The following is a 25,853-nucleotide window of genomic DNA, read 5'->3' as shown; positions in this document are numbered from 1 at the left end:
GCGGGGTGGAGCAGCCTGGTAGCTCGTCGGGCTCATAACCCGAAGGTCGTCGGTTCAAATCCGGCCCCCGCAACCAACTTCTTGAATCAAGAAGCTTACCAACAATAAACACCCTGACGGGTGTTTTTTTGTTTTTGTCCTGTCAATACCGCTAGCGCCTCACTTACGGTTTCCCACGCTGGCAAAGTACGCCTTAATCCCTGCCAGAATAGATTCCGCAATTTGCTGCTGAAAGTGGCTGGTGCGCAATTTACGCTCCTCTTCCAGATTGCTGATAAACGCCGTTTCTACCAGAATAGAGGGAATATCGGGCGCTTTTAACACCGCAAACCCGGCCTGATCGACCTTGTTCTTGTGCAGCTTGTTCACTCTGCCGAGTCGTTTGAGGATTTCGCCGCCAAATTTCAGGCTATCGCTGATGGTGGCAGTCTGCACCAGATCAAACAGCGTATGGTCGAGGTAGCGATCGCCACTCATGCCCACGCCGCCAATCAGATCTGATTCGTTTTGCGTTTCCGCCAAAAAGCGCGCTGCGGTGCTGGTTGCACCTTTCTTCGACAGCGCAAACACCGAAGAACCGCGCGCCGCACGGTTGGTGAAGGCATCCGCATGAATCGAAACAAACAGATCGGCGCGCTGCTTACGCGCTTTCGCCACCCGCACGCGCAGCGGAATAAACACATCCTCATTGCGCGTCATGTACGCCTTCATATTGGGTTCGCGTTCAATCAGACTGCGTAGCCGCCGCGCAATCTGCAACACAATATCTTTCTCACGCGTGCGATTTTTACCAATGGCTCCGGGATCTTCGCCGCCGTGACCGGGATCGAGCATGATAACCAACGGACGATCGCGCCCCGCTTTGCCCGCCAACGGCGCTTCCGGCGGTAATTTACTCTCCAGATCGCCCTTGTTGTAATCCTCCAGCAGCGCCAGCAGCGGATCTTCCGCATTGTCATAGCGCCCAACCGCAGGATAGAGATCCAACACCAATCGGTGTTTAAACTCAGCGATGGGATCGAGGGTAAAAACTTTCGGGTTAGTGGCTTGCTTCAGTTCTAACACCAGCCGCACGGTTTTGGGATCAAACTGCCCAATGCGGGCTTCTTTGATTAACGGATCGTCAGACTGAAACTGCTGTGACACCGTTTTCAACACGCTGTTGAGTTGGATATCGTCGATATCCACGACCAGCCGGTCGGGGTTGGTTAGCATAAACTGCTTGTATTTTAGCGTGCGGTTAGACTCTAGCGTGACGCGGGTATAGGCTGAAGAAGGCCAGACGCGAACGGCGATCACCTGGGCGTCAGCGGCCCATCCAGCGCCGCTGACGCTCAATAACCAGGTTGCCGCCGCGCCTTGCAGGAGACGGCGGCGAGTCTGATTGTGATTCGAATAAGACATGCCACTCCAATTCGTTATGCTGTGAGTATTGTGGTGCTGTAGTTAATGTGATGCTGTAGTTATGGTTGTGCTGTCGCAAGCAGGCACTGGCGAAAGTGCTCAAACGGTAATATCAGGCAGAAAAAACGCCGACAAACAGACAATCCGCCGCGATAATACGCGAAAAAGATGAAGTCAGTGTTAACGGTGTGAAAACTTTAACGAATCTTCCTGCCTCTGTCATGTAAAAATCATCATGTCGGCGTATAACCACCGGAGAGAACAAGCCCGTCATTCAGGGCAAGAATCTGCCCGCCACAGGAAAGGTCGTAATAACGTTGAACACGACCGAATTGTGAGACTTACTCCTTGCCTTTTCGTTCAATTAGAATAAAAATACATAAATTACGAATAAAAATTCACTCAGAGAGGCTCGCAGTGAAGGAACGCAGTACAGAACTGGTCCAAGGCTTCCGCCATTCGGTTCCTTATATCAACGCGCATCGCGGCAAAACCTTTGTCATCATGCTGGGCGGTGAGGCGATTGAACATGAAAACTTCGCCAACATCGTCAACGATATTGGTCTGCTGCATAGCCTCGGCATCAAGCTGGTAGTGGTTTATGGCGCCCGCCCGCAAATTGATGCCAGCCTGACCACACACCATTTCGAGCCGCGTTATCATAAGCATACCCGTGTCACCGACAGCAACACGCTGGATCTGGTGAAACAGGCCGCAGGCATGCTGCAACTGGATATCACCGCGCGCCTTTCCATGAGTTTGAATAATACGCCGCTACAGGGCGCGCACATCAACGTGGTGAGCGGTAACTTTATTATCGCCCAGCCGTTGGGGGTGGATGATGGCGTGGACTACTGCCACAGCGGTCGCATCCGGCGTATCGATGAAGCGGCGATACATCGCCAGCTAGACAGCGGTGCCATTGTGCTGCTCGGCCCGGTTGCCGTTTCTGTCACGGGCGAGAGTTTCAATCTGACGTCTGAAGAAGTGGCTACCCAGTTGGCCATCAAGCTGAAGGCCGAGAAAATGATCGGCTTCTGTTCGTCTCAAGGGGTTACCACGCAGGATGGCACCATCATTTCTGAATTGTTCCCCGACGACGCCCAGCGCTGCATTGAAGAGCGTGAAGCCGATGGCGATTACAACTCGGGGACGGTGCGTTTCTTGCGCGGTGCGGTGCGCGCGTGCCGCAGCGGCGTGCGCCGTAGTCACCTGATCAGCTATCAGGAAGACGGGGTGCTGGTGCAAGAGCTGTTCTCTCGCGACGGGATCGGTACGCAGATCGTCATGGAGAGCGCGGAGCAAGTGCGTCGTGCCACCATCAACGATATTGGCGGCATTCTCGAACTGATCCGCCCGCTGGAGCAGCAGGGGATACTGGTGCGCCGCTCGCGCGAACAGTTGGAAATGGAGATCGATAAGTTTACCGTGGTGGTCCGCGATAACCTGACCATCGCCTGCGCTGCGCTGTATCCGTTCCCTGAAGAGAGCATCGGAGAAATGGCCTGCGTCGCAGTACATCCTGACTACCGCAGTTCCTCGCGCGGAGACATGTTGCTGCAACGCGTTGCGGCACAGGCGCGTCAACAGGGGCTGAAGAAACTGTTCGTCCTCACCACGCACAGCATCCATTGGTTCCAGGAGCGCGGCTTTCAGCCCGCCGAAGTGGAGATGCTGCCCAAACGCAAACAGGAGCTGTATAACTACCAGCGCCGTTCAAAGATCCTGGTGATCGACCTGTAGTTCTTGCGCACCACGCCGGTATGCAACCCCGTGTACCGGCACTGCCATTATCTCCCCACCCTGAGCAATCGCGCAGAGACTTATCGCGCCTCAGCGCGTAGAATGCTCGCGTTATGTACGTCACTGCCCGGCCACGAAAGCGGCCATACAGGACAGTAACACCGGTACAGGAATACCATGATCAAAGCACTCTGTATGCTGCTCGGCATGGGGCTGATGTTTCAGGCCGCTTGCGCCACGCCGCTGCACATTGACGAAGTCACTGTTAAAACAGGCCACTACTACGTTGGTCCGGTTTTTGGTCAGCACGCCTACGCCGAGCACGCCAACACCTCACTCACCGCTTATAACATCATGACCACCGCTGTCACCTATCGCTTTTATCACACTCTGCTGACATGGGCGACAGAGCAAGGCTACATGATTGAAGGCGGATGCAACGGCGCACACTTCGAAGATTGCCTTGCGCCCGAACAAGACGGCGGCACACATCCTGTCACCAATGTCTCCTGGTGGGATGCCGTTATATTTGCCAATGCGTTGAGTGCTCGACAGGGATTAACGCCCTACTATCTGACTAACGATGGGCAACCGCTTAAACACCAACCAGAGCCAGACGCAGAACACACCATTCGCACCGATCCTGATGCGTCAGGCTACCGTTTGCCGTCACGCGATGAATGGGAAGTGGCGGCCAGAGGCGGTGCTCCCGGTTTGGCGAATCGCACCTATGGCTTCTTTTATGCTGGCAGTAACGCGCCAGATAGCGTGGCACATTTCGCCTCTCAGGAAGCCACCACCTTCGGCACTCGCCCCGTCGCATCAAAACGTCCTAATGCCCTCGGGCTGTATGACATGAGCGGAAATGTGTCTCAGTGGCTTAACGATACCGTTGCGGTTGAAGGCGGTAAAACGCTCTACCTGTTCTGCGGCGGAAGCTATATGACACAAGGCAACCTGCGCAGCGGGTGTGATGCACATACGCCGGGTTTTATGATGTCGGATATCGGTTTTCGTCTGGTAAGGACACTGCATGCACCTTAAATACGCGTTGTTCCTCTTGTTATCCTGGGTTGCACTGTTTCCAGACAACCTCTGGGCACAACCCACAAACAGTGACTATCAGCGGGCTTTACGTGACTATTTTGCCGCAGAGCCTCCGCACTGCCTCGGCGTAAAGCAATGGCCGGTATATAGCCACGCCCAGGATGCCCCCTGGATTACCGGACGCATGCAGGCACTGGTAGATGCGGGATTAGCATTGGAGACACGTCAGGGAGAGAACATTGTTTATCAGTTAACGCCGGAGGCCGAGCACGCGTGGCGCACCGCAGGCGATCTCTGCTTTGGGCGCATGGAACTTGACAGCGTCATCGCTATTGAGCCGGTCGCACAGGGGATGAGTGCGGTCTATTTCACCTACCGCTTAACCCAACTGGCACCTTGGGCCAGCAATGCCTCGCTGCGTTTTGCATTTAGCGAAGCGGATAACCTGATCGCAGGCAGCACCAAGACGCGCTATTCCGCCACGTTTCGCATCACCAAGCAGGGAAAGTTGATGCTTCACAGCCCCCCGATTCCAGTAGAGCTGGATTTCTAGCGTTTCAGGTACCGGAAAGGATACGTGTTTCCAGCCCGCTAAAGCGACGCGTTGGTGTTCTCACCGCGCGACACAAGATGTTTATCTCCGCGTAGAGCGACAATTGCGTGCGCGCACGCGTAACCGCGGTGTACACCAACTCGCGCGTCAACACCGGCAAAAAGCCGTTCGGCAACACCAGTGCGGTATGATCGAACTCCGATCCTTGAGATTTGTGCACGGTCATGGCGTAAGCGGTTTCATGCGGCGGCAAGCGACTCGGGCTGACCGGCTTCATCTGACCATCCGGCAGTTGGAAATAAACGCGCAACTCCCCTGCCTCATTCGGCATGGCAATCCCGATATCGCCGTTAAACACGCCAAGCAGCGCATCGTTACGTGCAATCATGACCGGACGCCCGGAATACCAGGGATTCGCCGGATTACGGCCGCGATGAATCAGCCCAGCCTGTTGCAGCGCCTGCTCAATACGCACGTTTAATCCGGCGACGCCAAACGGACCGTCACGCAGCGCGCACAATAAGCGAAAACGGTTAAATGCCGCCAGCACCGGTGCGGCCTCCTGCCCCTGCGCAACCGCCTGCAAATAGTCACGATACCCCGCCACACACTGCGCCAACATCTGCTGGTAATCCGCTTCCTGCTCCAGCGGCAGGCAGTGCAAATCGTCACGTTCATCCTGCAACACCAGCCGGACCTGACGTTCATCGCCAGCGTTTACCGCTCGCGCCACGATGCCAATGCCGGAGTGCTGATCGAACCGGTAACTCTTTTGCAGCAGGCACAAACTGTCTGCCACCGCAGGGCTCACGTCGGATGACGCCACCAACCGGTAGCCCGTCAGTTGTTCGAGTTCCTCAACGCGTTGAGTACTATAGCCCCGCGCGGCAAAACGGCAGATATCGCCCAGTACCGCCCCGGCTTCAACGGAGGCCAACTGATCGCGATCGCCCAGGAAAATTACCTGCGCTGTCGCAGGCAGTGCCAATACCAGGTTTGCCATCATCGGCAGATCCACCATCGAGGCTTCATCCACCACCAGCACATCCAGATGGAGCGGATTGCCCTGGTGATAACGCAAGCGTTGACTGTCAGGTACCGCCCCTAACAGACGGTGCAGCGTGGTCGCTTCCCGCGGCAAATGACGCTGCTGAGCCTCCTCCAGCGGCAGTTTGCTTAACGCACTGCGCAATGACTCCGTCAAACGCGCCGCCGCTTTTCCTGTCGGGGCAGCCAGTTGAATGCGTAACGGCTTATCCCCTTGATGCAGCAACAGCATGGCGGCCAGCAGTTTAGCTACCGTCGTGGTTTTTCCCGTGCCCGGCCCGCCGGAAATCACCGATACCCGACGCGTAAGCGCTACGGCAGCAGCCACTTTTTGCCAATCCACCTCGGCGTCAAGCGGCGAAAACAAGCGATCTAACACACGACGCACGGCAAGGGGATCAGGTTGAATATCAACAACATGGCTCTCGGTAAAAAAGGCCGCCACCTGCACTTCGCTCAGCCAATTGCGTTGCAGATAAAGCCGTTGGTGTTGCAACACCAGCGGCGTTGTCTCATGTCCATCGCTCACGGCGGGCGAAGCCAGCAGGATTTGCTGCCACGCCGTACTATCCGGCAGCCCAGCGAGCTCCCACAGCGCGCGCGCCAGTGCAGGATCGCGTCCATCAAACAGGGTTTCAGGGTGCAATTCCGCCAAAGGCAAACAGACGTTGCCCGCACCCGCCGCTGCGCTCACTAACGCCGCCGCCAATTGCACCGGTGCAGGCTGCCCATCGGTCAGCATCCGCGCAAACTGTACATCCAGAGGGCGCAGCAGTTGGCGCTCCATAGCCGTCGCCAGCAAGTCCATCATTGGCGTTCTCCTGACAGAGCCACTTCACCGCTGAACAAGCTGTCGAGGTGCTCGACAAATTCTCGCGGCAGGCGCTGGGTGAAAATACCATTCGTGGGAAGTACCGGGTCGACACCGCGCAAAAACAGGTAGATCGCGCCACCGATGTGGCGGTCGTAGTCATAATCCGGCACCCGATGGCGCAAATAGCGATGCAGAGCCAGCGTATACAGCTGGTACTGCAAATCATAACGGTGCGCCATCATTGCGGCTTGCATGGCAGACTGCGTGTAGGCACTGGCGTTTTCTCCCAGCCAGTTGGACTTATAATCCAGCAGGTAGTAACGGCCCTGCCAGCAAAACACCAGATCGATAAAGCCTTTCAGCATTCCCTGCACCTGTTGAAAGGAGAGCGGTGGGCACTGTGCTGACAGCGGATCGTAGCGTTTCGCCAGAGCGTCCAGCGCGGTTGCCTGTAGCAGAGCATCTATCGGCAGATAAAAAGCCAGCTCGGCGATACGTTGCTGCGCGGGCACGCTTGCCAACGTCAACGGGGCATCCGAGGCGGGCATATCCGCATTGAGCGGCGCATGCAGCAAGGCCGAAAACCACACCTGCAAGGTGGGTGCCCACCCGCTTGCCATGCCATGTGCTATCAACTGCGCTTCCAGCCAGTCAACGCTGACGGGTTGGCTAAAATCCAAGGTTTCAAACAGACTATGCAAAAAGGTTCCCGGCCCCGCGCCTTTGGGGAAGCTGTGCGGGGTGAGCGCTTGCTCACTCTCTTCGGGTGCAAGGTTGCGCGGGTCCAACGCGGCATCAACGTCCAGGCGGGGAAACAGCTCTTGTGCCATTGCCGCACCCAGTTGTAGAGGATGTTGTTGCGAGCCATGCTGTTGTAAACCCGAATAGCTGGTTACTCGCCAGTTATTGGTAAGCAGGCGCTCACATTCACTAGCGCGCAGCACTGCTGGCGTGTCCGCAGTGTCTTGCCAGGGAATACCATCCCATTCGCGTACAGAGTTTACCGCAACGCCATCACCCGCCCCTGCCAGCGTATGCAGTGCCGCGACCAGGGTATCCGCATCCGCCTCCTTGCCGCGTTGCAGCAAATAGCCGAGCGCATTGAGGTGCATGTCTGTCGTTTCACTTTTGCGCCGGGTGCGCTGTAGCGGTGCCACCCCCACGCTACAGTGATAAATCGAGCGCGTCAGCGCCACGTACAGCAGCCGTAAATCTTCCGCCAGCCGCTCTTCCTCAGCCAACTGCTGGCTTTCTTCCCCCTTATTGACGTCGAGCAACGCTTGAAAGGTGCGCCTGTCATGGTAGATACCATCGGGCTGAGGACGAAAGTGACAAATAAACGGTAGCCAGACCAGCGGATATTCCAGACCTTTGGATTTATGGATGGTGACAATTTGCACCAGATGGCGATCGCTCTCTAAACGCAATTGCTGGTTTTCGGCCTGCGGATTGGGCTGCAAAATCTGCTGCGCCAGCCAGCGCACCAACGCATGCTCGCTTTCCAGCGTGGCTCCAGCGTGTTGCAGCAGTTCGCCCAGATGCAAGAAATCGGTTAACCGACGTTCACCTTCACGGCTAGCCAGTAGATTTTCCGCCAAACGGTAATGCGACATCAGTGAGCGCAGCATTGGGAGCACGCCACGCCGCTGCCAAAGATCGCGAAACGCGGCAAAGGTATCGACCTGCGCATCCCAATCCGCCTCGCTCTGGTTTAGCGCATCAATCTGCTGCGCGCTGAATCCCAGTAAGGAGGTCGCCAGCGCGCTGCGCAACGTGCGTTCCTGTTCGGGCGCCAGCACGGCCTGCAACAGCCACAGCACCTCACGCGCTTCTTGTGTGGTGAAAACGCTGTCTCGGTTGGAGAGATAGACGGAGGGAATGGCAAGACGGCGCAACGCATCTCGCACCAACGCTGCTTCATGGCGGCTACGCACCAGGACACAAATATCCGATGCCTGCACCGGAGAGCGCACGCGGCCATTATCCAGCCAGGCGGTATGGCGTTGACCCGCTTGCAGCCAGTCGCGAATTTGCATGGCACACTGCTGCGCCATCAGTTGCTGATACTCGCCGGTGCCCAACGCCGTCGAACCCGACAGACAAAATTGCAGTGCGGGCTGCGACACGCCGTCCATCTCGAAACGCAGCCCCTGTTTACCCGGCGCAGGCTTAACCGGCAAAAAAGGGATCGCCGAAAAAATAAACGGATTGTCGACGCATTGAAACAGGCGATTGACACCGCTGACCATCTCATGGGAAGAGCGCCAGTTGGTTTCCAGCGTGTAGTGCGCCTTAACATCGGCACGCGCCCGCATGTAAGTGAAAATATCCGCGCCACGGAAGGCATAGATAGCTTGTTTCGGGTCACCGATCAACAGCATGCCGCTGTCGGGTTGTTCACCATAGATGGCGCGGAAAATACGATACTGCTGCGGATCGGTATCCTGAAACTCATCGATCATTGCCACCGGATGGCGCTGACGTATCTCGGCCGCCAGTTGCTCACCCAGCGGCTGGCACAGCGCCTCATCCAGACGGCTCAGCAGGTCGTCAAATCCCAAGGCAGCGCGGCGCAATTTCTCGCTGCGTACCGTCGCGCGAATATCATGCAACGCCCGATCGATAACAATATCGCGCAGTGACAGCGGTGTGGTAAGCAGCGTTTCGATAGCCGAAAACACCGGAAGCACGGGTGGCGCGCCCTTCTTGGTTTTCTCGTTCAACGTGGATTGAGCGAACCGTTCCAGCGCTTTTGGCAACGCATAGTCGGTGGTTTGCGCTTCGGCCCAAAAGCTAACGCTTTCTACCCAGCCGGGTAGATAACGGTTACTGTAGCTGCGCTTGTCCACATCCGATTCAAGAATGCACTTCTCCACCTGCGCTGCCACCTGTCGCCACTGCTGCTTGATGTCATCAATGCGCGCCAGAATCTGCTGATGACGTTGTAACAGCGTCTCATCCGGTGCGGGAGGATTATGCAGTTGTGGCGCTTCACCCTGTAAATAGGGGGCAAGCTCGCGCAGTAACGCATCCGGCCCACTCCAGAGTTGACCAATAACGCTAACCACATCAAACGGCAAGGGATAACAGTAACGCCGCCAGAAATCGGCGCAGGCCTGCCGGGTAAGAAGCTGTTCATCTTCGATCAATTCCTGATCGAAGAGCGACCCGGACTCGAAGGCATGGCTCCCGAGCATGCGCTGACAAAAGCCGTGGATAGTGTAGATGGCAGCTTCATCCATTTGCCGCTCGGCATTGAGCAACCACTCAGCAGCCAGTTGTTTATCCGGCAGTTGCGCCAGCAGCGCCGAAAAAAGCGCATCTTTACTGTCACCAGACAGGCAAGCCAGACGCAACGCATGGATGTTAGCGCGAATACGATCGCGCAGTTCCTCAGTGGCCGCCTCGGTAAAGGTCACCACCAGGATCTCTTCCACCAACAGGGGTTTAGGATACGCCGCCTCGCCGCCCAGCCCTAATAACAGGCGTAGATAGAGCCCCGCCAGCGTATAGGTTTTACCCGTACCGGCGGAGGCTTCTATCAACCGCTCACCAAACAGGGGGAGCGTAAGCACATCAAGCGTACGCGGCGTATCCTCACTCATGGAGCGACCTTCTCAACTACATTTTTTTTCTCAACCGCCGAGACTTTTTCGGCAGACAACACGCCGCTACGCGGTTTTTCAATCACGCGCTGTTTCACCGGCAGAGTCTGTTGCAGCGTTGAGGCATTGGGGTAAAGCGTCCAGCCTTTCGGCGCAGCGTAGTCAGCCTTATCGTGGTGGCTGCCCGAAATTTGCGACAACACAGCCAGCCCCTGTGGTGCCAGAGCCTGTTCGAAGAAGCGAGCAAGTTGCTCAACCGTCAGCGGTTTAAGCGCCTCAATCAGTTTTTCACGGGTGTTGAACGCGAAGTTTTCGCGATCGAGATCGTTACGCAACCGGCCAACCTCTTCGTTCATCGTTTGTGGACGCTGGCTCAGTTCGGTAATCAACGCCTGTTTGTACTGTTCAAACTCATCGGCTTTGATGGCACGCAGGCGCGGCTTGGTCTTCTGGAAGAAATCCAGATAACGCTGATACAGGTAAGCAGGCTGTTGGCTGTTACTTTGCAGCAAGAACCCGATACCGAACTGGCGGCCAACAATGGTCGGGAAGGAGAACACCGCATAACCGAGTTGCTCTTCCGTTCTCAGTTGGTTATAGAACCACGGCTGAATGATCTGATTGAGTAGCGAACTGTACGCCATGCCCTGCACTTCACCGTAACCGGTTGGAATATACACCGCAGCCAACGCAGAATCAGTGCTGCTCCCCGTACGTTGCAGGTTGGCAAGCTGAGTACGCGCGACTTCCACATTCGGGGAACGCCACCAGATTTGCCCTGAACAGGCCAGACGCGCTTTGATATCCTGCGCCAGTTTGGTTATCTGACCTTCGGTGAGGTTACCGACGGCCAGCATTTCCGGTGCGGCATCACGCAGCAACGCGTCACGGAAGGCCATGACATCGTCCAGCGAAATATCCTTAAGCAGAGCACGCCGCTCTTCTCGCTCGGTATAAGGTAATGAAGAGATCGCCTGGACAGGCTCCAGTGCCTGCTCATACGCTTTGGCATTTTCAGCGGCATCCAACTGCTGAATATACCAAGATTTCGCCTGTTCCAACTGTGCTGGGGTCGCCGTATAGCTTGCGTACCCTTCGACCAGCGCCAGCATCAACTTGGGCAAATGTTGCGTGTAGCCATTGGCGTTGATGGTGAGCCCATCGTTCCCACGGGTAGAGAAGCTGATGCCTCCCACCGAGGCTTGATAGCTCAACTCATCCAGCGCCAAACCTGCCAGATAGTCATTAAGCTGAAACATCACCTGATGGCGTGCCGTATCCTGCGCCATCGGGTTACGCAGCAACACCGTGACGTTAGCTTTCGGTTCATCGGCAAAATAGCGGCTCGGCATGTAAAGCACACGCAACCCCGGCTGCTGTAGCACCATTTTGGGGTAGTTCTGCACTTCACCGCGCTTGATCAGCGAAAAATCAGTCGGGATATACGGGTTTGGCGTCGGCAGCGTGAGCGCCATTTTCTCACCCAGCGTTTGCCAGCGGGTAAACTGCGCCGGGGCTATTTTGTCCACCTGATACGGCGCATTGACAAAATAAGCCTCTTTGTTGTGCGGCGCATCGGGGCTTATCAGCCAGATACGCGCACGTTCCGGCGTCATGCTGGCCAAACGTTGCTTAATCGCATCAGGATCAAAGCGATCGGCCAGATAGGCGGCATCCAGCGTATGTTCCACCGGCACGCGCATCATGGTATCCACCAGCCATTCGATATAGCCCATGTCACGCTTAACAGACTGATAGCGGAAATCGAGCGCCATCACGCGGGAGATTTCATCAAAATAACGCTGCTGGATCCCTTCCTGCTGCAACAATTGCAGATAATGGAAAATGGCAGCCACTACCACGTCATACTGCTCAAGCCCTTTATCGGTCAGGGTAACAGAGATGTTAAACAGGCCACCGTTACGATCAACAATGGGGTCAGCGCCTGCGCCCAAAGACTCGATCAATCCTTGCTTTTGCAGCCAGTCCGACAAGGTATTTTGGCTGCGATTGCCAATCAAATAGCTGATATAGGTGTTGGTTTGGCTGCGGAATGCCTGACTGGTAGGGTCGGTCTGTTCCATGACATCGCCGCGAAATTCAATACGCAGTTGCTTGCGCGGCTGCGCTGGCACGTAATGAATCATGATACCGCGCTGATCGTCCGTCACTGACGGTGCTGTGATGGCAGGCACCTTGGCCTGACGGTTGGCGATGCGCCCGAAAGTCTCTACCGCCATTTTCGCCAATTCCGGCAAGGGTTGGTTGCTGTAGATCACCCCTTTCATCAGGTTAGCCGAGTAGTAACGCTGATAGAACGCCAGCAGTTCATCATGCAGCTTGCTGCCGGGCTTGTCCTTAAGGGTTTCCAGGTTCCCGCCGGAAAAACGTGATGCCGGGTGCGCCGGATTTAGCGTTTCCGCGCCCACCTGTACCATGCGGTGTCCGTCGCGCGAGCGCGCCATGGTCAGTTCAGCATTGACTGCATTGCGTTCGCGATCCGCATTGACCGGATCGAGCAGCGGCTCGGCAATGGCATCCGCCAGACGATCGAGCGCAGGCTGTAATGCCGCATTTTCGACTTCCAGATAATAGGCAGTACGGTACGGTGCAGTACTCGCATTGTGGCTACCACCGTGTTTTTTCAGGAATTCGGCCAACGCATCCGCCTGCGGATAGCGTTTGGAACCCATCAGTACCATGTGTTCCAGATAGTGGGCCAGTCCCAATTGGCTGTTGGGATCGTCGAGTGAACCGATAGGCAGCGCCAGCGATGCTAACGAACGGGTCGCCTGAGGATCGGACACCAACAATACCGTCATGCCGTTATCTAACGTGATTGCCTGATAATTACGCGGATCGTTTTCTCCCTTGCGAATAACCTGCTCCAAAGGACGCCACCCTGCGGTTTGCGCCCACGCTGAGGACACACCGCTCAGCAGCAACATCATCATGCCGATACAACAGGCAAACTGTTTACGCCATTCTCTCTTCATTACCGTCCTTTCTCTCACGTCAATCTCGTCGTTCTTGATTCACTGCCATCACATCCGTTCGCTTATGCCTGATTGGCGCGCAGGATCGGCAACAGCCAGGTTTTTGCCGCTGTAACAATCGCCTCAATGCGGGCTTCATCCAGTTCCGGCACGATACGCTGCAAATAGAAATCCTCACCTTCACCGGGCACCATCACGTTGCCAGCCCAGCTTTGTTGCAGCTTATTCAATGCGTTGTGCACCACATCGGGTGCATCGTTCAGCGTGCCGCTTGATGCATCGTAGCATGCTTGCAGCCAAGCCCCGCCGCTCTGATGCAGTAATAATAGTGGGGCGTTCATGCCTTGTTGATATCCTTTAATCATATGCGCCATCTGGCGTTGTGCTTCCTCCACAGAAACCGCAGCAAAGCGCCAGACCGTCTCTTCACGGCCATACATGCGGCTCTCTCCCAAGCCTCCCGCCAGACAGTACGCCAGATGGTCCAACCACAGGGCCACGCCATCTTTCATGCCTAATCGCGCCGGTCGCCAGCGCAACAACCCATCACGCTGTACCTGCATCACCCAGCCACTCAGGCGTACACTGTCTAGCGTCACGTCAAGTTCCAGGCTGGTCATTCCCGCCGCATCACGCTCCGCGCTGACGCTATCAGCCAGCGCCTGCATCTCCTGACGCTGCTTTTGCCAATACAACTCACCAAAAGCACCATAAGGAAGTTCGCCCGCCGCGCGCGCGCGGTGTAACAGTTCATCGGCATCCTCTTGCGCAATCAGGGTATTGAGCAGTTGTGCATTCAACTGATAGCGGCTGAGGTTATCCAGCGCGAACGGTTCTTCATCGAGCAGTTCGTCGTTCTGCACCACAAAGTTCACGCCCAGACGCGCCTGGAAAAAGGTTTTGACAGGGTGACGATAAAAACGTTTCAACGCATCCAACGTAATATCGGGATAAGTGACCGACGCCAGTGGCGTATCAAACAACGGCTGTGGCAGCCCGGTGCGCCCGGCAGCGGCCAGCCATTCGCTGGCGAAGCTGCATGGCTGAGCGTGCTCAAGGAAGTTATCCTTGTCAAACGGCATACGCGTATGTTCGCGGCACAGATGGGCACAAACGCGTGCAGCGCTGCTGTCCAGATCCTGCGCTTCATCCCCTGGCAAATGATAGCTTTGCGCCAAATACTCCATCAGTTCGCTTACCAACACGGAGGGATAACGCTTCTTATTATCCTGAATGGCGCGACCGATGTAACTGATATAAAGCCGCTGTTGCGCCGAGATGAGCGCTTCCAGAAACAAATAGCGGTCATCATCACGACGGCTGCGGTCACCGCGCTGCCCCTTCTGCGCCATCAGGTCAAACCCCAGCCGAGGCAACGTTCGCGGATAAACACCGTCGTTCATCCCCAGCAGGCAGACCACTTTGAAGGGAATCGAGCGCATAGGCATCAGTGTGCAGAAGTTAATGGCACCGGCGAGAAAGCGCTGACTCAGTTTTTCCCGATCCAAGCGTTGGGCCAAGTCGTCACGCAGCAACGCCACCGGGATCGCTTCATCAAACGCATTGGCGACTGCCGCCCCCAGCATCGCCTGCCACTGCTGCTCAATCAGAGAGAGCGCCGCATCGCTGTCGCTATCCGCAATGAAGAGATCGTCCAACAGTTGCCGACACATCGGCAACCATTGTGCTGGCGTGCGCGCTACCCGCAGACGCTGACGCCATTGACTGAGCTGCGCCAATAATTCCGCCAACTGCCCTACCAGTTGGGCAATCAAGCCGCTCGATTCATCGTAGGGCAACACGCCCTGCCAAGCCCCGGCGCTGCTGTTCATCGCATAGCCCAGCAGCATGCGTGTCAGGCCAAAACGCCAGGTGTGCTGGCCGGTAACCGGCAAATCAAGATCGCGCACGTTGTCGTCATCAAGTCCCCAGCGTACGCCAGATTCCATCACCCACAGCCGCAAACGGCGCAGTCCTTCTTCATCGATACCAAAACGGGCAGAAAGCGCCGGGACTTCAAGCAGCGACAACACCTGCTCGGCGGTAAAACGGCTGTGTGGCAACTCCAGCAGGCTGAGAAACGCAGGCAGAACCGGATGAGCGTGGCGTGCTCGCTGGTCGGAAATGGCAAAAGGCAAATAGCGCGCTGTCGGCGCATTGCCAAACACCGCTTGAATGAAAGGCGTATAGCTATCAATGTCCGCCATCATAACGATAACATCACGCGGCGTGAGTGTTTCATCCTCCCCCATCATCGCCAACAGTTGGTCATGCAATACTTCGACCTCACGCTGCGGGCTATGACAGGCGTGAAAGGTGAGCGAAGCATCCTGCGGCGTAAGCAGGCGCTTGCGCTCACTGCTGGCCTGCGCCTGTGCGCTATCGGCAATAACGCTGCCGTCGTCAAGCTCCAGAATATCGCGCTGCATTTGCTGCAATAGCGTTGTGCCATCAAGCTCGACAAAGGCTTCGATGTCATCCACTTCGTCAATCTGCGCCAACTGATAGAGATGATCTCGCCCCAGTTTTCCCCAGCTTGCCAGCAGCGGATTAACAATGCGCTGTTCGCCCTGATCGTTGAATAACGCATCGACATTGGCGGGATCGCGAAACAGCGGACGGTATTGATCTTCCGCGCCGTGGCTATGACTGTGCAAACGACGCTGACGACTTTTCAGCTTCGCCAAAAAATGGCGATCCTGAATATCACTCCAGTAATCCCGACATGGGTTAGTAAACAGCAGATGCACATCAATATGCTTCGCCAATGCACGCAACGCATGCAAGTAAACTGGCGGTAGCGCTGAAATGCCGCAGATAAACACGCGCGGCGGTAGCCCTTGCGGGCAGGTATTGGTCTGCTCCAGCGTCTCGATAAAGCGTTGATAGAGGCGAGCGTGGTGCCACTCTTTCTGTTCCAGTTGCGCACTGTATTGCAAAAGCGCACGCCACAGTTCGGCTTGCCACACCTGCGCATCACCCAACCCGTCCACCAGCGCACCGGCTTGCCACTGTTTGATCCACTCAGGTCGATAAATCAGATATTGATCGAACAGATCCGCAACCCGCTGTGCCAGTTGATGCCGTTTGCGTTTATCCGCGTCATCTTGCAAATAGTGACTCAACGGCAAGAATGACGGGTCATCTTGCTGCTGAGGCAGAATATGCATCAACTTCCAGGTCATCGCTTCCTTGCTGAAGGTGTTTTCCGCCGGGATATCCGGCAACACGCGCCGACACATGTCCCACAAAAAAACACCGGGTAAAGGAAAATGCAGATTGGCAGCAATCCCAAAGTGAGTCGCGAGTTCGATCTGTAACCATTGCGCCATACCAGGGCTTTGAACCAGGATCGTTTCAGGCTGAAATGGATCCTGCAACGGTTGGCGCGCTATCAGCGTCACCATAAGCGTTTTCAAAATATCTAACTGGTTTGAGTGATAAACCCTGAACATGATGATTCCCGTTTCGGTGCCCGCAAACCCTGCTCACCGTCAATTCAATTGCCTTCTGGCACGGTTCGCTGAGTCGTCTCAGTAAAACAAAACCAACGGTACAAGCGAGCCTGATAGTGCTGCGGCGTTGTCACCGTTGAGGAGACGCGCAGACACGCTGCCGTCTGGAACTGCTCCGTCAAATGCAACTGCCATCCAGGAGGAAGATCGCGTTCAAGCAACGCCGATGACTCCCCTCCCCGACCGGCAGCATAAATGGCAAGCTGCTGATATGCCAGATGCCATGCCTGCCGTTGCTGCCATTGATGTACAAAGGCCTGCTGCAAGCGCTGATGATATTGCAGTAATCCTAACACCGATACGGCAAAAAACAGCGCGGCGATGGAGGTTTCCACCAACCCAAACCCTTGTTGACGTTGTCTTTGGCGACACCACCCACAAGGCCTTCGCAGGCTAGCCACCACAAATCGCCTCCTGCCTTTCGGGGCAAAAATCCAGCCAGCCCCCCGCGATGGGCTTCAGCAGGCTCGTCTCGCCTTCAGGCTCGATGGGCACCACGCGCTGATAGAGCACCATCACCGATGAGGAAGCGGGAAGATGCCCCTCACCGCGCAGCAACATATAGTGCTCACCGGGCACTTGCCGCAAACAGACTCGCAACCCTTCAGTTGCATAGGCGAAGCATTGTTCGTCGGAACGGTTGCCCATAAACCACATCTGCCCAATGCCCCATTGTAGCGACGATTCGGCCAACACCAGCGTTTGCCAATAGCGGCGCTCATCATGGGTAAGAGACAGTGCGCTGTCCAACTGCCGTTGCATCCCCGTCATTAACAACAACCCCGCGGCTGCCAGCAACATCACCATCAAGAGCGCACCGTTGCCCTGCTGGCTCCAGCGTTTCATGCGTTATGCCCTGCAATCCAGCGTACCGTATGGCGCGCGATCTCAGGACGACGAAACCAGTGCCCCGCCAGATGTACTTCATAAAGCGTCAGTCCGGCCACATTACGCCATGCGATCACCTCGAAACGCGTTACCGTCACTTCCTGCGGATCAAGCCGCCGCTCCCATCCGCCGCCGCCACAATCGTTAATGCTGACTTGCGTTTCCCATGCTCCCGCACGCAACCGATATCCAAACGTTTCCCGGCTCTGCGGGGCACCGCCACGTCGATTAAAATCATAGGTGACGATGGCGCAACTGTTCGCCGCTTCACCGGGAAATTGCCCTAAGGTTACGACATTATCGTGACAGCGACTGGTGCAAAACCCCGCGCGGCGCAGATCTTTTTCCAGCGCAAACAGTGCCTGATGGATACGCTGCTCCAGCCAGAAGTGGCGCAGCGTATTCTGGCTATGCCTGCGCAGCGTAGGGTAAATCTGCATCGAGACGATAACCATCACACTGCCAATCAGCATTGCCAGCAGCACCTCCAGTAGGCTAAACCCACCGATTCTCCGGCCTAACAACGTGGAATGCCCAAGACTGGCTGCGTATCGCTGCATAACCGAATCCTCCCCCAGATCGATATCACGATACGCAGGCGACCGGCACCATTCTCTAACACCAGATGCCCTGCCTGTGCGGTATTGCGCAGCCCATAAAAGGTGACCGTCGGGCGCGCCATTGCGGCAATGCGCACATCGGGCGCGGAGGGCAATAGACGCCCGCCAGAGCCCTCATGGCAGCTCAACGATGTCCCTGTCCCTTCGCGCAAACACCACGCCTCACCGGCCTGAATGACACTCACCGAGCGCGTATCGTTATACCAGTAGGCATTAGCCTGCACACGTTGCAGAAACAGCATCACCAACTGCGTTTGCTGCTCGAGGCGCACAGCCTGTTGATGGGCGGTCCAGCCCTGTATTCCTCCTGCGGATAACAACGCGATGAGCGTCAGTGCAATCAGCAATTCCGGCAGGCTAAAACCCGCATCAACAAAGGTGCTTTTATCCATGACGGCAGTGTAGCCAGAATCGGGCAGTGCCCTGGCAAAAAAAAACGGGAATGCCTGTCTGCTCGCAACAAAACGGGCCCGATAGCGCGGCATTACAACGCAGGTACAATGCAGGTTGAAGAAATGCAGGTTGAAGAAATGCGGATTAAAGAAATGCGGGTTGAGAAAGGATTGGTGTGAAAACAGTGTGTAAAAAAGGCTGCCAAAGCAGCCTTGATAGCAGAAGTGCAGAATCGCCGATTAAATCGCCACCGGAGCCTTGATGGCGGGGTGCGGATCGTAGCCTTCTATTTCGAAATCGTCGAACTGATAGTCAAACAGCGAGGCAGGACGGCGTTTAATAATTAATTTCGGCAACGCTTTTGGCTCACGGCTCAGTTGCAGGTGCGTCTGCTCCATATGGTTGTTGTACAGGTGAGTGTCACCACCGGTCCAGACAAAGTCGCCGACGTCAAGATCGCACTGCTGCGCCATCATATGCACCAGCAGTGCATAACTGGCAATGTTGAACGGCAGCCCCAGGAACACATCACACGAGCGTTGGTAAAGCTGGCAGGAGAGCTTGCCATCCGCCACGTAGAATTGGAAAAACGCGTGGCACGGTGCCAGCGCCATGCGATCCAACTCACCCACGTTCCACGCAGAAACAATGATACGGCGTGAATTCGGGTCCTGCTTTAACTGTTGCAGCACGGTTTGCAGTTGGTCAATCTGACGACCATCTGCCGCGCCCCAGGCGCGCCACTGCTTACCGTATACCGGCCCGAGATCGCCGTTTTCATCGGCCCATTCATCCCAAATGCTGACTTTATTGTCGTGCAGATAGCCAACGTTAGTGTCACCGTTGAGGAACCACAGCAACTCGTGAATGATTGAGCGCAGATGGCAGCGCTTGGTGGTCACCAGCGGAAAGCCTTCTTGCAAATTGAAACGCATCTGGTGGCCGAAAATCGATAAGGTTCCGGTGCCGGTTCTGTCTTCCTTCGGCGTTCCCTCATCAAGCACTTTCTGCATCAATTCCAGATACTGTTTCATTTCACCCTCACTACACGATTAAAAAATTTACCGTACAGCGTCCCGCTGATGTCAGCAAGGACGCCGCTCACGGCAAGCAGTTGCTGTTTTTACGCCTTACGGCGATAGGCCCAGACCATCATCAGGATACCGGCAAACACCATCGGCAGCGACAGAATCTGCCCCATGCTGATGAAATTACCGAACAGGCCAAGCTGAGCGTCCGGCTGGCGGAAAAATTCGGTGATAATGCGGAACATGCCGTAGCCAATCAAGAACAGGCCGGAAACGCTGCCCATCGGGCGCGGTTTACGAATAAACAGATTTAGCAGAATAAACAGCGCAATGCCTTCCAGCGCCATCTGATAAAGCTGCGACGGATGGCGCGGCAACATGCCGTACTGATTGAAGATCGCCTGCCATTGCGGGTTGGTTACCGCCAGCATCAAATCTTCGCTACGCGCACCGGGAAACAGCATCGCCCATGGCGTATCGGTAGTGACGCGGCCCCACAGCTCCCCGTTGATAAAGTTCCCCAAGCGCCCCGCGCCCAGCCCAAAAGGGATCAGCGGTGCGATAAAATCGGCAACCTGAAAGAAGTGGCGTTTGGTGCGACGGGCAAACCACAGCATGACGCAAATCACCCCAACCAAACCGCCGTGGAACGACATGCCGCCATCCCATACTTTGAACAGGTAAAGCGGGTTACTGATGAACGAGGGGAACGCGTAGAACAGGACATACCCCAGACGGCCGCCCACGAACACCCCGAGGAACCCGAGGTAGAGCAGATTTTCCACTTCTTCTTTGGTCCAGCCGCTGCCCGGTTTGTTCGCCCGACGCACAGCCAGCCACATGGCGAACACAAAGCCCACCAGGTACATCAGTCCATACCAATGGAGTGAAACGGGTCCAAGGGAGAAAATCACCGGATCAAATTGAGGAAACGCCAAGTAACTCGTTGTCATCGATCACCACATGCTTGTTTGTTTTATCTCACGACGTTGTTTATCCCACGGTGTGGGAAGTCGGGAAAGGGGAAACCTTGTTTGCCAGCGCACTCTCGGCATTAACGCCTGACGCACTGGCGGCGGTTGCGCATGATAGCACAGAGCAGCCGCTACGCAGCGTGCAAGCTCAGGAAAAGTTATGTAAACAGGATGTTACCGTTGAAACACTTTGTCAGCGTCCACCGCGGGCCAACCCGCCCAAACCGCGCTCTTCGAGGAAAAGTGCAATCCACTGGCGCACTTCGCTGGCGCTCCGCGCTAGCAAAAGGCGCTGAGTCAGCGCTTGCACCTCGGTCAGCACCAATTGACGCAGCAGGTATTTTACCCGTGCCACACTACGGCCGTTCATACTGAACGTACGATAGCCCAGCCCGGTCAATACCAGCGATCCCATGGCCTCACCGGCCATTTCGCCACAGACGGAGACTTCAAGATCAAGGTGTTGGCACTCGCGTGCGATACCTGCCAGCGCCTGCAACATGGACGGATGCAGGCTGTCATAGAGCGATGCCACGTGCGGGTTGTTGCGATCCACCGCCAGCAAATATTGGGTCAAATCGTTGGTGCCTACCGAGACAAAATCGATACGCGAGGCCAGGTGCGGCAGCAAAAACAACATAGATGGGACTTCGATCATCACACCGATGCGCGGTTGCGGCAAGGCATGCCCCACCAGTTCGCGTACCTCGGCGGCGGCCTGAGCGATAAGCCGACATGCTTCGTCCACCTCGTCCAGACTGCTGACCATCGGCAACAAAATGCGCAGGTTGCCAGTTTCGGCGTTGGCGCGCAGCATCGCCCGCACCTGGATCAAGAAGATCTCCGGCTGATCGAGCGTAACGCGAATACCGCGCCATCCCAAACAGGGGTTCTCTTCACTGATCGGCAAATAGGGAAGCTGTTTGTCGGCACCGATATCCAACGTGCGCAACACCACCGGGCGTGAGGGATAAAGCTGCAACATGCCCTGGTACTGCGCCATCTGTTCATCTTCAGAGGGAAAGCCGCTCTGTAGCATAAAAGGCACTTCGGTACGGTACAGCCCCACGCCGTCAACCAGATTGATAAAACGCTGCTCATGTTCGGCGCTGAGCCCGGCGTTGAGCATCACCTGCATGCTTTCGCCGCTTTTCAGTACCGCAGGCCGTTGCATATCGTCTTCGGCCAGACGCGTCAGCGCATTATCTTCACTCAACAGGCGCTGATATTCCTGTAACAGCATCGGCTCGGGATCCACCAGCAGTTCACCCCGATAACCATCAAGTATCAGGGTACGCTGGTGCAATAACTCCGGCTGAATATCCGCACCCATCAGGGTGGGGATCCCCATCGCCCGCACCATAATCGCCGCATGAGAGTTAGCGGCACCGTCGTGCACGACCACGCCCGCCAACCGGTCTTGCGGCACATCCGCCAACAGCGTCGCCGTCAGTTCATCGGCCACCAGAATAAAATGTGGCGGCCAGCGATCGCTGCTGGTCACACTGTCGTCAAGGTGGAACAACAGACGCTGACCCAACGCGCGGAAATCCCCGGCGCGCTCACGCAAATAGGCATCCTGAAGCACAGCAAACTGGGCGGCAAAACGCTCGATCACCAGTTTTACCGCCCACTCGGCGACATTTCCGTCATCCACTTCCTGAAACAATTCGCGCTTGAGGCGTGCATCGCTCAGCAAATGGGAGTAGAGCTCGAAAATGGCCGCACTCTCTTTTTGCGCGCTGGCGCTAAAGCGTTTACTGAAACGGCGAAACTCTGCATTGGCCTCTTCCAGCGCCTGCGTCAGGCGCGAACGCTCGCGCTCGCTATCCAGGCTTGAAGCAGGAAAAACCAGCTCCAGTGAGGGCTGGCTGCTGTCCATCCAGCCCGGCGCAATCGCCACGCCGCTCGATGCCACCAGCGCTTTGAGCCGCGTTTGCCGATATTGACCAAACAGCGCCTTGATTTGCGTCAGAGAAAGGATGGCGGCCATTTGCGCCGCCAGCGTGACCATGAAAGACTCTTCATTTTTATCAAACTGGCGGTGTTCGCGCTGTTGCACCACCAGCACCCCGAGCAGTTGTCGGCGATGAATGATGGGCACACCAAGGAAAGAACGAAAGTGCTGCTCTTTAACGGAAGGAATAAATTTAAAACTGGGGTGGGCCTGCGCATCGGCCAGGTTGATGGGTTCAGCACGCTGCCCCACCAATCCGACAATTCCTTGACCAAAGGCCAGCGTGATAAGGCGACCACGCGGCTTTTTCAAACCGCGTGTCGCCATCAGGTAGTAACATTGGCGATCGTGATCGGCCAGATAGATAGAACAGACTTCCGTATCCATCGCCTGGCAGGTCTCATTGACCAACAGATCCAGCGCATCATTCAAGCGTGATGCCGCCGCCACTTTCTCAACGATTTCTCGCAAACGCGTGAGCATGATGAGCGCGACTTATCCTCTTTTGCGCCGAGGCACCGAAGGCGCCCTCGCCGCGGCGTTCTCTTGCAGTTGTATAACCGGGCTGATAAATTCCTTCATCACCCGACGGTAAACGTCGCGTTTAAACGACACCACCTGACGCACAGGATACCAGTAACTCACCCAGCGCCAGCCGTCGAACTCCGGCGTGCCGCTGCTTTGCATATTGATATCAGATTCGTTGCTCATTAACTGTAGCAGAAACCACTTCTGCTTTTGACCGATACAAACCGGTTTTGTATCCCAACGCACCAAACGTTTTGGTAATTTGTAACGTAACCAGCTACGGGTTGAAGCCAGAATACGGACATCCTTTTTCCTGAGTCCCACTTCTTCAAACAGTTCGCGATACATGGCCTGTTCAGGGCTTTCTCCCGGATTGATGCCCCCTTGCGGGAACTGCCAGGAGTGCTGACCATAACGGCGCGCCCAGAGCACTTCGCCAAGCCGATTGCAGATTACAATACCAACGTTAGGGCGGTAGCCATCATCATCGATCACCGGACTACCTCGAAAACTTTCAATGCAAAGATGACCTGATTGTTTCACACTCGCGCCACCCGGTAAACTCCTGCTTAACAGCATTGATTCTACTAATAACCTGCCGCTAACCCACAGAAAGGGGTAGAGTTATAAACAGCACGCGGCAGCCATAGCGCTTTTATTCACTATTTTTGTGGATATCACTGTGCAGAACCAAATGAAAGCATGCGGAAAACATTTTCTTTGTCGTTAAAACCGCTGCGCACAACCAAAAAAATCTTCCTTTATTTTCAAAAAAATACCGATTTAACCCACGGCATATTCACTGCAAATAAACAGCGCAGAAAACCGGTGTTCGGCAGAGTGGTGAAAGATTGCTCCACGACGGTTTTATCCACAGCCGCAGCGCAAGAATCGCATAATAAAATACCAAAAATCGCAAAAAACCGTGACGTCAAGGCTGTAAATCAAACCAGTAGTGATGACTTATCCCGGTTATCCCAAAAATCTGTGGATAACCTGGTGTAAGATCCTGTTTACTTTCGGTGTCTATCCCTGAACAACGATAAAACCGACGTGATACATTGGCGGGATAAATAAAAAAAAACGCTATGAATCATGCTATTATTGTTTTTCTTTCGGCATGGTAGCGCCCTGTTGAAAAACCTGACGGATGCTGTATTTTTTTTAGTCAATCTGACGACCTGTTTTCATAGGTGAATATGCCCAATCCGATTTCGACACCCCCGTCCGATGAGCATACGCTGCTCGAGCGCGCACAAGCGCTTGCCGGGTACACGCTGGCGGAGCTTGCTGTACGGGCAAATCTGCCGCTGCCTGCCAACCTCAAACGCGACAAGGGGTGGATCGGCGTACTGCTTGAGCGCTTTCTCGGTGCCAGCGCGGGCAGCAAACCCGAGCAGGATTTTCCTGATATCGGCGTGGAGCTAAAAACCATTCCGATTGATGACCGGGGCAGACCGCTCGAAACCACCTTCGTGTCGGTGGCTCCGCTGACCGGCAACAGCGGTGTCACTTGGGAAAGCAGCCATGTACGGCACAAGTTGGCGCGGGTGCTGTGGATCCCGGTGGAAGGGTCGCGCGAGATTCCTCTTGGCGAACGGCATATCGGCACGCCGCTTATCTGGAGCCCCTCTCCCGAGGAAGAGATGCTGCTGCGTCGGGATTGGGAGGAATTGATGGATCTGATTGTGCTTGGCAAAGTGGAGAGCATCACCGCACGTCACGGCGAGGTATTACAATTACGGCCCAAAGCGGCCAACAGCAAGGCACTGACACAAGCGATCGGCGAGTTTGGTCAGCCTATCATGACCTTGCCACGCGGTTTCTATTTAAAGAAGACCTTTACCGGCCCACTGTTAGCCCGCCACTTTCATCTTTAAACACCGCAGATAATGCGTATCATTTTTTCTTGCCAGAAAGCCGAAAGCAAAGCGTATAATCTACGTTTACATTTCGTTTAGGTGTGATTGATATAATGTTTGATTGGATTGTTGATCCGAATGCATGGTTGGCGCTCGGCACGCTGACCATTTTGGAGATCGTACTAGGTATCGACAACATCATTTTCCTTTCTCTGGTTGTCGCCAAGTTACCCAAAGCCCAGCAGAATAAAGCGCGCCGTATCGGCCTTCTGGGGGCCATGCTGATGCGCCTTGGCCTGCTCGCCTCGATCGCCTGGGTGATTCGCCTTACCAACCCGCTGTTTACGCTGATGGATAATGAAATCTCCGTCCGCGATCTGATCCTGTTTTTCGGCGGCTTGTTCCTGATCTGGAAATCCAGCCGCGAGGTTCATGAGACCATAGAGGGTGGCTCTGAAGCTCATGCCAGCCAGGTGCATTCCTTTTTCGGGGCGATTGTGCAGATCATGCTGCTGGACATCATCTTCAGCCTCGACTCCGTCATCACCGCCGTCGGCCTTTCCGATCATCTGTTTATCATGATGGCCGCCGTGGTGATTGCCGTGGGTGTGATGATGTTTTCCGCCCGCGTTATCGGTGAATTTGTCGATCGTCACCCATCGGTGAAAATGCTGGCACTCTCTTTCCTGATTCTGGTGGGCTTTACGCTGATTCTGGAAAGTGTCGATGTCCACGTTCCCAAGGGCTATATCTATTTCGCCATGTTCTTCTCAATGTCGGTTGAAGCGCTGAATCTGATGCGCGGCAAAAAAGCGACAAGCGCAGAGTAACGCCCAGCGGGTAGCATTGCTGCCCGCTCTCTCCCCCCCCCTGTTTTAC

19 protein-coding genes are annotated in these 25,853 nt (G+C 55.5%); 6 read left to right on the top strand and 13 right to left on the bottom strand.

All coding sequences use genetic code 11. The annotated features are described in order from the left end of the window. Positions 1-159 precede the first annotated feature (159 nt). The gene (gene amiC, locus J5069_RS13515; RefSeq protein WP_264644357.1) at positions 160-1,404 is read right to left on the bottom strand and encodes an N-acetylmuramoyl-L-alanine amidase AmiC; all 1,245 of its coding nucleotides are present in this window, start codon (positions 1,402-1,404) and stop codon (positions 160-162) included. A gap of 417 nt (positions 1,405-1,821) precedes the next feature. Here amiC and argA point away from each other — a divergent pair, with 417 nt between their 5' ends. The 3 genes from argA to J5069_RS13500 all read left to right on the top strand — a co-directional run bounded on the left by argA (position 1,822) and on the right by J5069_RS13500 (position 4,747). After that, positions 1,822-3,147, top strand: coding sequence for an amino-acid N-acetyltransferase (gene argA / locus J5069_RS13510; RefSeq protein ID WP_222158421.1), 1,326 nt, complete (start codon positions 1,822-1,824; stop codon positions 3,145-3,147). 177 nt (positions 3,148-3,324) lie between these two features. After that, positions 3,325-4,191 carry a formylglycine-generating enzyme family protein gene (locus tag J5069_RS13505; RefSeq protein WP_264644356.1) on the top strand — a complete coding sequence of 289 codons (867 nt, stop codon included), beginning with the start codon at positions 3,325-3,327 and terminating at the stop codon, positions 4,189-4,191. After that, on the top strand, positions 4,181-4,747 hold the full coding sequence (locus tag J5069_RS13500; protein ID WP_264644355.1) for a carbapenem biosynthesis protein CpmH: 567 nt from the start codon (positions 4,181-4,183) through the stop codon (positions 4,745-4,747). The genes J5069_RS13505 and J5069_RS13500 overlap by 11 nt, the downstream gene beginning before the upstream one ends. 4 nt (positions 4,748-4,751) lie before the next feature. Here J5069_RS13500 and recD read toward each other — a convergent pair whose 3' ends face one another. The 12 genes from recD to rppH all read right to left on the bottom strand — a co-directional run bounded on the left by recD (position 4,752) and on the right by rppH (position 23,607). Continuing rightward, on the bottom strand, positions 4,752-6,605 hold the full coding sequence (recD, locus tag J5069_RS13495; RefSeq protein ID WP_264644354.1) for an exodeoxyribonuclease V subunit alpha: 1,854 nt from the start codon (positions 6,603-6,605) through the stop codon (positions 4,752-4,754). Further along, positions 6,602-10,213 (bottom strand): exodeoxyribonuclease V subunit beta, encoded by a 3,612-nt coding sequence (gene recB, locus J5069_RS13490; protein ID WP_264644353.1) that lies wholly within the window; start codon positions 10,211-10,213, stop codon positions 6,602-6,604. Before recB ends, recD begins: the two co-directional genes overlap by 4 nt. Next, entirely contained in the window at positions 10,210-13,209 is a 3,000-nt protein-coding gene (gene ptrA, locus J5069_RS13485) for a pitrilysin (RefSeq protein WP_264644352.1), read from the bottom strand. Before ptrA ends, recB begins: the two co-directional genes overlap by 4 nt. Positions 13,210-13,271: 62 nt before the next feature. After that, positions 13,272-16,664: an exodeoxyribonuclease V subunit gamma gene (recC, locus tag J5069_RS13480; RefSeq protein WP_264644351.1), complete on the bottom strand. Its 3,393-nt coding sequence runs from the start codon at positions 16,662-16,664 to the stop codon at positions 13,272-13,274. 44 nt (positions 16,665-16,708) lie between these two features. Further along, complete coding sequence (locus J5069_RS13475) at positions 16,709-17,125, bottom strand: prepilin-type N-terminal cleavage/methylation domain-containing protein (protein WP_264644350.1); 417 nt, start codon at positions 17,123-17,125, stop codon at positions 16,709-16,711. Beyond that, positions 17,118-17,570, bottom strand: a complete 453-nt coding sequence (locus J5069_RS13470; protein ID WP_264644349.1) for a YgdB family protein — start codon at positions 17,568-17,570, stop codon at positions 17,118-17,120. Before J5069_RS13470 ends, J5069_RS13475 begins: the two co-directional genes overlap by 8 nt. Continuing rightward, positions 17,567-18,172 (bottom strand): prepilin peptidase-dependent protein, encoded by a 606-nt coding sequence (locus J5069_RS13465; protein ID WP_264644348.1) that lies wholly within the window; start codon positions 18,170-18,172, stop codon positions 17,567-17,569. The genes J5069_RS13470 and J5069_RS13465 overlap by 4 nt, the downstream gene beginning before the upstream one ends. Further along, positions 18,130-18,624, bottom strand: a complete 495-nt coding sequence (locus tag J5069_RS13460; RefSeq protein ID WP_264644347.1) for a prepilin peptidase-dependent protein — start codon at positions 18,622-18,624, stop codon at positions 18,130-18,132. The genes J5069_RS13465 and J5069_RS13460 overlap by 43 nt, the downstream gene beginning before the upstream one ends. A gap of 240 nt (positions 18,625-18,864) precedes the next feature. Next, positions 18,865-19,659, bottom strand: a complete 795-nt coding sequence (gene thyA, locus J5069_RS13455; protein ID WP_264644346.1) for a thymidylate synthase — start codon at positions 19,657-19,659, stop codon at positions 18,865-18,867. An 89-nt stretch (positions 19,660-19,748) separates the two neighbouring features. After that, entirely contained in the window at positions 19,749-20,606 is an 858-nt protein-coding gene (gene lgt, locus J5069_RS13450; protein WP_264644345.1) for a prolipoprotein diacylglyceryl transferase, read from the bottom strand. A 214-nt stretch (positions 20,607-20,820) separates the two neighbouring features. Beyond that, positions 20,821-23,067, bottom strand: a complete 2,247-nt coding sequence (ptsP, locus tag J5069_RS13445) for a phosphoenolpyruvate--protein phosphotransferase (protein WP_264644344.1) — start codon at positions 23,065-23,067, stop codon at positions 20,821-20,823. 12 nt (positions 23,068-23,079) lie between these two features. After that, complete coding sequence (rppH, locus tag J5069_RS13440; RefSeq protein ID WP_264644343.1) at positions 23,080-23,607, bottom strand: RNA pyrophosphohydrolase; 528 nt, start codon at positions 23,605-23,607, stop codon at positions 23,080-23,082. Positions 23,608-23,814: 207 nt separating this feature from the next. On the opposite strand from rppH, the gene J5069_RS13435 reads away from it, so the two are divergent. The 3 genes from J5069_RS13435 to J5069_RS13425 all read left to right on the top strand — a co-directional run bounded on the left by J5069_RS13435 (position 23,815) and on the right by J5069_RS13425 (position 25,804). Beyond that, positions 23,815-24,117, top strand: a complete 303-nt coding sequence (locus tag J5069_RS13435) for a hypothetical protein (RefSeq protein ID WP_264644342.1) — start codon at positions 23,815-23,817, stop codon at positions 24,115-24,117. Between the two features lie 194 nt (positions 24,118-24,311). After that, a complete protein-coding gene (mutH, locus tag J5069_RS13430) occupies positions 24,312-24,992 on the top strand; it encodes a DNA mismatch repair endonuclease MutH (RefSeq protein ID WP_264644341.1) in 681 nt (226 codons plus the stop codon). A 95-nt stretch (positions 24,993-25,087) separates the two neighbouring features. Beyond that, on the top strand, positions 25,088-25,804 hold the full coding sequence (locus tag J5069_RS13425) for a TerC family protein (RefSeq protein WP_264644340.1): 717 nt from the start codon (positions 25,088-25,090) through the stop codon (positions 25,802-25,804). The last annotated feature ends 49 nt before the right edge of the window (positions 25,805-25,853 follow it).

Source organism: Candidatus Symbiopectobacterium sp. NZEC127, assembly GCF_025962675.1.
In the GTDB taxonomy this organism is placed as follows: Bacteria; Pseudomonadota; Gammaproteobacteria; order Enterobacterales; family Enterobacteriaceae; genus Symbiopectobacterium.
Note: the sequence above shows the minus strand (reverse complement) of the source record. Positions and strands in the feature narration are given on the sequence as shown.